This is a genomic window from Mesorhizobium sp. M1E.F.Ca.ET.041.01.1.1 (assembly GCF_003997355.1).
Lineage (GTDB): Bacteria > Pseudomonadota > Alphaproteobacteria > Rhizobiales > Rhizobiaceae > Mesorhizobium.
Map to the genome: position 1 here is coordinate 1 of NZ_RZSL01000530.1, position 4,213 is coordinate 4,213.

At 68.6% G+C, this 4,213-nt stretch carries 1 protein-coding gene and 1 pseudogene; one reads left to right on the forward strand and one right to left on the reverse strand.

The window, feature by feature from the left end; translation table 11 throughout:
- A pseudogene (locus EOA38_RS29480) lies at window positions 1-574 on the forward strand (phosphoglycolate phosphatase); the annotation flags it as partial.
- Window positions 575-601: 27 nt separating this feature from the next.
- On the opposite strand, the gene smc reads toward EOA38_RS29480, so the two are convergent.
- Window positions 602-4,060 (reverse strand): chromosome segregation protein SMC, encoded by a 3,459-nt coding sequence (smc, locus tag EOA38_RS29485; RefSeq protein ID WP_127300887.1) that lies wholly within the window; start codon window positions 4,058-4,060, stop codon window positions 602-604.
- Window positions 4,061-4,213 lie beyond the last annotated feature (153 nt).

Consider the following 4,213-nt stretch of genomic DNA (forward strand, 5'->3'; position numbering starts at 1 on the left):
GGGCACGGTGCTGATCACCGTGCATCCGGAAGCGCTCTCGACAGGTGCCTTGCGTTTGGTGACGGCGGTCATTGCCCTCGGCCCAAAGGCGAAGGGCGTCATCAAAACCTTTTGCAAGGAGGCCGGGCTGGAGGCGCCGAAGAATATCCCGACGCCAAAGGGCGACCGTGTGCTGTTGTGGCGGCCGCAGGACGACAAGAAGCCTTTCCCCGTCAAGGCGATCGAACCCGACCAGTCGCTGAAGCGGCACAGCCGCAAATATGCCGAAGGCGAGCTCGATGAAGCCGCCAGCTTCTATTTCACCGGGCCAAAAAAGGCGATGAATCTGAGGGCCTACAATCTGATCATCTTCGCCCGGATGGCGGAAGGCATCGACGACAAGACCTGGGAGTATCACCTGCGCGCCGGCGACTATTCCAAATGGTTCCGCCAACAGATCAGGGACAAGGAGCTGGCACGCGAGACGGCCGAGGCCGAGAAGGACAAGCGTCTGTCGCCAGAGGAGAGCCGCAAGCGCGTGCTGGAGGCCGTGCGCCGCCGCTACACAGCGCCGGCCACGGCACCGAAGAAGTAACCCAGTCGATCCGGGCGGTCAGCTACCTCAGCTCGCCTCGCGCATTGCCTCGGCCGCCTGCAGGTCGACCGAGACAAGCTGGCTGACGCCCTGCTCGGCCATGGTGACGCCGAACAGCCGGTCCATGCGCGCCATGGTGATCGGGTTGTGGGTGATGATGACGAAGCGCGTCTCGGTGGTCTTCGCCATCTCTTCCATCAGATTGCAGAAGCGCTCGACATTGTGGTCGTCGAGCGGCGCGTCGACCTCGTCGAGGACGCAGATCGGCGCCGGATTGGTGAGGAAGACGGCAAAGATCAGCGACATCGCCGTCAGCGCCTGCTCGCCGCCGGACAGCAGCGTCATGGTCTGCGGCTTCTTGCCGGGAGGACGGGCAAGGATTTCGAGCCCCGCCTCCAGCGGATCTTCCGACTCGATGAGCTGCAGCTCGGCGGTGCCGCCGCCGAACAGATGCGAGAACAGCCGCTGGAAATGGCCGTTGACCACCTCGAAGGCCGACAGCAGCCGTTCGCGGCCTTCGCGGTTGAGGCTCTGGATCGCCTGACGCAGCTTGCGGATCGCCTCGATAATGTCCTCGCGCTCGGAAACGATGGTCTCCAAACGCTCGGACAGCTCCCGCTGCTCCTCCTCGGCGCGCAGATTGACGGCGCCGAGGCGCTCGCGCTCGATCTTCAGCCGGTCGAGCTGGCGCTCGACCTCGGCCATGTCGGGCATCGGATCGTCGGCTTCGAGACCGGTATGCTTGATGACGAGATGCGGCGGCGTGTTCAGCGCTTCCTGGATGCGCGCCTCGACCTCGGCGCGCCGCTCGTCGGCCGCCGTCAGCCGCTCCTCGGCGCGGACGCGGGTTTCGCGCGCTTCGGCGAGCGACTGGATGGCGGCGGTCGCCGCCTTGTCGAGCTCGGCCTGCTTGTTTTCCGCTTCCTGCAGGCGGTCGCCGGCGGCCTGGCGCAGCGTCTCGGCCTCGGAAAGCTGCGACAGCAGCGCGCGGCGCTTGGTGTCGATCTCATCGGGCGCGTCGGCCAGCCTCTCGCGCTCGGCTTCGGCTTCGGCCTTGCGTTCACCGAGAGCGGCGATCTGCGTCGAGGCATTCTCGGCGCGCTCCAGCCAGTTCTTGCGCTCCGTGCCGATGGCGTCGAGCCTGCGCATGCGCGCCTCTGCCTCGCGCCGCAATCCTTCATGCACGGCGCGGGCATCGGCAAGTGTGGCACGGTCGCGCGCGACGTTGGCGGAGACCTGTTCGAGCTGCAATTGGAGATCGCCGAGATCGGGCGCGTCCTTCAGCATCTCCTCGGCTTCGAGGAAGGCCGCTTGCGTCTCTTCATGGCTGTCGACGATGCGGGCACGCGCCTCCTCCTGCGCGGCACGCCGGCTCGCCAGCTCGCCGCCGGCCTTTTCGGCCTCGGCCAGCGCATTGCGCGCGGCATCCAGCCCGTGCTGGGCATCGCGGCCGGCCTGGCGCGCGTTGCGCTCGGCCTCGCTCGCCTGGCGCATCGCCTGCTCGGCGCGCGCCAGTGCTTCCTCGGCCTCGCGCACGACGCGTGTCGCCTGCACGGCTTCGGCATCGAGCTCGGCCAGACGGTTCTTCTGCGCCAGCCGCTGCGCGGCCGCAGTCGGAGCATCGGCGCTGGCGGTGAGCCCGTCCCAGCGCCAGAGCGCGCCGTCGCGGCTGACCAGCCGCTGGCCCGGTGCCAGAAGCGCCTGCAGACGGCGGCCGTCGGCGCCATCGACGATGCCGATCTGAGCCAGCCGGCGGGCAAGCTGCGCCGGCGCGCGCACCACACTCGCTAGGCTCTTCACGCCTTCGGGCAGCGCCGCATCGCCGGGCTGGACCGCGCTCTCGCCCCAGTGCACCGGGGCGCTGCGGTCGAGCGGGACATCGAGGTCCTCGCCCAGCGCCGCACCAAGCGCGGTCTCGTAGCCGCGCTCAACGCTGATCTGCTCGAGCACCGAAGGGAAGAGGTCGCCACTTGCGGCATTGAGGATCTTGGCCAGCGTGCGCGCTTCGGTCTCGATGCGCTGCGATTCGGCCTTGGCGTCCTGCAGCGGCGGACGGGCGGCATTCTCGGCGGCGCGCGCCTCGGCGACCGCCTGCTCGGCGGCAATGGCACCTAGCTCGCTCTCCTCCAGGCGGGCGAGCGCGTCCTCGACAAGCAGGCGCTTCTCGGCGGGATCGGGCAGGCCGGAAATGCGCGCGACGATGTCGGAAAGCTCGCGGTCGACCTCGGCAAGCTGGCGGGCGAAGCGGTCGCGGCGCTCGGCGGTCTCGCGCAAGGTGCGCTCGATCTGGTGGCGCGAGGCGGCCGCCTCGGCGCGTTCGGCCGTCAGCGCAGCAAGTTTTGCTTCGCTTTGCGAGAGCGTCGCGCCGGCCTGCTCGAAAGCGGCGCGCGTGGTGGCCTCGCGTTCGGCGGCGCCAGCGTTTTCCGAATTGAGCTCGGCTTCCTCGGTGCGAAGACGCTCCAGGATGTCGGCATTGTCGCGCACCATCCGCTCCTCGCGGGCGATGTCGGCGTCGAGTTGCTGCAGCCGGCGTTCCAGCTCGGCCTGGCGCGAGCGGATGCGGCCGGCTTCCTCTTCGATCTGCGTCTTGGCGATCGACAGGCGCTGGAAGGCAGCAGCGGCGGCGGCTTCGGCGTCGCGCAGGTCCGGCAGCCGGTGCGCGGCGATGCCCTGCTCCCTGGCGGCCGCCATCTGGGCGGCGGCGCGGTCGCCGACCAGCGTGGTTGCTACGGCAAGCGCCGAGCGCGCCTCGCCTTCCTGGGTCTTGGCCAGCGTCCAGCGCAGATGCAGCAGCGTCGCCTCGGCCTTGCGGATATCGGCCGACAGGTTCTTGAAGCGCGAGGCCTGGCGCGCCTGGCGCTTCAGGCTCTCGATCTGGCTTTCCAACTCGCCGACGACGTCGTCCAGCCGCTCGAGGTTCTGCTCGGCCGCCTTCAGTCTCAGTTCGGCCTCGTGCCGGCGCGTGTGCAGGCCGGAAATGCCCGCAGCCTCTTCGAGAAGCGCGCGCCGGGCCTGCGGTTTTGCCTGGATCAGCTCACCGATGCGGCCCTGCCCGACCATCGAGGGTGAGCGCGCGCCGGTCGACTGGTCGGCGAAGAGCAGTTGCACGTCCTTGGCGCGCGCTTCCTTGCCGTTGATGCGGTAGAGCGAGCCCGCCTCGCGCTCGATGCGGCGCGACACCTGCAGTTCGTCGGCATCGTTGAAGGCGGCGGGCGCCGTGCGGTCGCTATTGTCGAGGAACAGCGTGACTTCGGCGGTGTTGCGGGCCGGCCGTGCGCCAGAGCCGGAAAAGATCACGTCGTCCATGCCGGACGCGCGCATGTTCTTGTAGGAGCTTTCGCCCATTACCCAGCGCAGCGCCTCGACAAGGTTCGACTTGCCGCAGCCGTTCGGCCCGACGATGCCGGTCAGCCCGCGTTCGATGACGAACTCGCCGGGCTCGACGAAGGACTTGAAACCGAGGAGGCGAAGGCGCGAAAACTTCATTCGCGCCGCCCCATGAGCGGGTTCCGCAAAAGTGTTCCGCGGTTTTGCGACGAGAACCCGCGGCCAGACAAATGGGCCAGAACGCCGAAGCGCGATCGCTTCGGCGCGGCCCGGACGTCAGAGCAAAGGGTCGATGATGGCCGACATTTCCTC